General features: G+C 38.5%; 4 protein-coding genes. 3 read left to right on the forward strand and 1 reads right to left on the reverse strand.

Translation table 11 applies throughout. From position 1 onward, the window contains the following. The 3 genes from HRT72_04475 to accC all read left to right on the forward strand — a co-directional run. On the forward strand, positions 1 to 711 hold a 711-nt coding region (locus tag HRT72_04475; protein NQY66962.1), incomplete at its 5' end, for a beta-ketoacyl-ACP synthase 3. Positions 712 to 805: 94 nt separating this feature from the next. Further along, entirely contained in the window at positions 806 to 1,327 is a 522-nt protein-coding gene (gene accB, locus HRT72_04480) for an acetyl-CoA carboxylase biotin carboxyl carrier protein (GenBank protein ID NQY66963.1), read from the forward strand. 17 nt (positions 1,328 to 1,344) lie between these two features. Beyond that, entirely contained in the window at positions 1,345 to 2,682 is a 1,338-nt protein-coding gene (gene accC, locus HRT72_04485) for an acetyl-CoA carboxylase biotin carboxylase subunit (GenBank protein ID NQY66964.1), read from the forward strand. Positions 2,683 to 2,684: 2 nt separating this feature from the next. Here the strand turns inward: accC and HRT72_04490 are convergent. Beyond that, the coding region (locus tag HRT72_04490; GenBank protein ID NQY66965.1) for a 1-deoxy-D-xylulose-5-phosphate synthase at positions 2,685 to 3,355 on the reverse strand (671 nt) is incomplete at its 5' end.

The raw sequence follows: 3,355 nt of genomic DNA on the forward strand, positions 1-3,355 counted from the left end.
ATTATTTGTGATAAAATTGGCGCTACTAACGCTTGGGGATACGATATAAATGCAGCTTGTTCTGGATTCTTATACGCTCTAGATACCGGCGCACAATATATTGCTACAGGAAAATATAAAAAAGTTGTTGTGGTAGGTGCCGATAAAATGTCGTCAATTATTGATTATACAGACAGAACTACATGTATTATTTTCGGTGATGGAGGAGGCGCAGTAATGCTAGAAGCAACAGAAGATGATGAGATTGGCATCATTGATTCTATTCTAAGATCTGACGGATCTGGAAGAAACCATTTAGCTATACCTGCTGGCGGTTCTGAACGTCCAGCATCTATCGAAACTGTTAATGCACGGCAACATTTTGTTCGACAAGAAGGTCAAATAGTTTTTAAAGCGGCTGTATCTTCTATGGCATCTGTAGCATACGACATCATGGAAAAAAACAACTTGGTTGCTGATGATATTGCATGGTTAGTACCACATCAAGCAAACCTTAGAATTATTTCTGCCACGGCAAAAAGAATGGGACTTCCAGAAGAAAAAGTAATGGTTAACATCCAAAAGTTTGGTAATACAACTGCTGGTACATTACCACTCTGTTTATGGGAATGGGAAAAGAGATTAAAGAAAGGAGATAATATAGTCTTGGCTGCTTTTGGTGGAGGATTTACGTGGGGTGCAATGTATTTAAAGTGGGGTTATGACAGCTAATGTTATCCTAAAATTAATACCTTCACATCCTGAATATTCATCTATAGCTGAAGAGAATATATCTTAAAAATATAAATTGAAATAAGAAAGATTCATGAAATTATCTGAAATTCAAGAACTTATCAAATTTGTTGCAAAGTCGGGTGTTACTGAGGTCGAACTCGAACACAAAGATTTTAAAATCGTAATTAAAACTCCTCCAGGAAAAAGAAGAGGTCAAAAAGATATTCCAGAAATTCTAATACAAGCGGCACCTGCTATCGATGCAGTTGGTGTAGCTCCTGCTCCAGTGGCAGTTAGTCCAGTGGCAGTTAGTCCAGTTCCAGTTGCCACAACTGCGGCGCCTACAGCAGATGAAGAAAAAAATTCAGAATATATTATAATCAAGGCTCCAATGATTGGAACATTCTATAGAGCTTCCGATCCTGAAAAGCCACCATTTATTAACGTAGGGGATAATATTGCTGAAGGGGATACTATTTGTATTATTGAAGCGATGAAGCTTTTCAATGAAATAGAATCAGAAGTAACTGGAAAGGTTGTTAAAATATTAGCTGATGATACGTCGCCAGTTCAATATGACCAACCATTGTTCTTGATTGATCCCAACGCATAAGCTAAAACAGATACCAGGTGTTTAAAAAAGTATTGATAGCTAACCGAGGAGAAATTGCTCTTAGGGTTATTAGAACGTGTAGAGAGATGGGTATCAAAACCGTCGCTGTTTATTCTACCGCAGATACAGAAAGTCTACATGTAAAATTTGCTGATGAGGCTGTTTGCATTGGACCAAGTGCAAGTATAGATTCATACTTAAACATACCTAGCGTAATTGCAGCAGCTGAAATTACTAATGCCGATGCCATCCATCCTGGATATGGATTCTTATCTGAGAACTCAAAGTTCTCCAAGATATGTGCGGAACACAATATTAAATTTATCGGACCATCTGATAAGATGATTGATAAAATGGGCGACAAAGCAACTGCTAAAGCAACCATGAAAAAAGCCGGTGTGCCATGTGTCCCTGGATCTATTGGATTAGTAGACACATTGAAAATTGCCGTTAAGGAAGCCCAAAAAATTAAGTACCCAGTAATCCTTAAAGCAACCGCTGGTGGTGGTGGCAAAGGAATGCGACTAGCATGGGACGAAAGCGAATTAGAAGGAGCATGGGACGCTGCACGAAAAGAAGCTAAGGCTGCTTTCGCAAACGACGACATGTACCTTGAAAAATATATCGAAGAACCTCGTCATATTGAAATTCAAATTATTGGTGATATGTACGGCAATGTAAGCCACATGTCGGAAAGAGATTGTTCTATTCAACGTAGACATCAAAAATTATTAGAAGAAACTCCTTCTCCTTTCATGACAAAGGACCTCAGAAAAAGAATGGGAGACGCAGCCGTATTGGCTGGAACCTTCATTAAATACGAAGGTGTAGGTACGGTTGAATTCTTGGTTGACAAGCACAGAAATTTTTACTTCATGGAAATGAATACTCGAATTCAAGTGGAGCATCCTATTACAGAAGAAGTAGTAAACTTCGACTTGATTAAAGAACAAATTAAAGTAGCCGCTGGCGAAAAAGTTTCTGGTAAACATTATATCCCCGAATTTCATTCCATCGAATGTAGAATTAACGCAGAAGATCCTTCACAAAACTTCAGACCTTCTCCTGGAACAATTGTAACATTGAATAAGCCAGGAGGCTTAGGAGTTCGTATAGACTCGCATATTTATAATGGATATACTATTCCTCCATATTACGATTCGATGATTGCTAAGCTTATTACAACGGCAAGAACGAGAGAAGAAGCATTGAATAAAATGGATAGATGTTTAAGCGAATTCGTAATTGAAGGAGTAAAAACGACTATTCCTTTTCACAAGGCATTAATAAACGATCCTGACTTTAGAGCTGGTAACTATACCACGAAGTTTATGGATACGTTCGAATACGAATAGGATTAACCTATTTGCGTTTTTTCTTCCTTAGATAATTTCTTGCCTACTACTTCTTTTACTGTTTCGTAGATTCCATCAACATCATAGCTACATTCTTTGTACAATTCTTGTTGACTTCCATGCTCTATCACTCTATCAGGAATACCAAGTCTTTTTACCTGAGCGGAATAATTGTTCTCCGACATAAATTCAAGAATAGCACTTCCTATGCCACCCATTAAACTACCGTCTTCAATGGTAACAATCTTGGTGAATTTTCCAAAAACTTCATGCAAGAGCATCTCATCGATTGGCTTTACAAATCGCATGTCATAATGAGATACTTCGATGCCATCTGCCTCTAGTTTCGTAATAGCCTCTGTTGCTAAATTTCCAATGTGACCAAGCGATAAAATTGCTACATCCGAACCATTCGACAATTTTCTACCTGTACCAATTGCCACCTTCTTCATTGGTGTTTTCCATTCCGTGATCACTCCCTCACCTCTTGGATATCTAATCGTGAAGGGACCATTATCCGCCTCTTGTGCCGTGTACATCAAATTCCTTAACTCCGACTCGTTCATCGGTGAAGAGACAATCATATTAGGCAAACAACGCATATATGCAATATCGTATGCTCCATGGTGTGTTGCACCATCTGCCCCAGCAAATCCGGCTCTATCTAAACAAA

It is taken from the genome of Flavobacteriales bacterium (assembly GCA_013214975.1).
Lineage (GTDB): Bacteria > Bacteroidota > Bacteroidia > DT-38 > DT-38 > DT-38.

Coding starts and splice junctions, on each gene's coding strand:
- accB (NQY66963.1), top strand. CDS start 806: ATGAAATTATCTGAAATTCAAGAACTTATCAAATTTGTTGCAAAGTCG.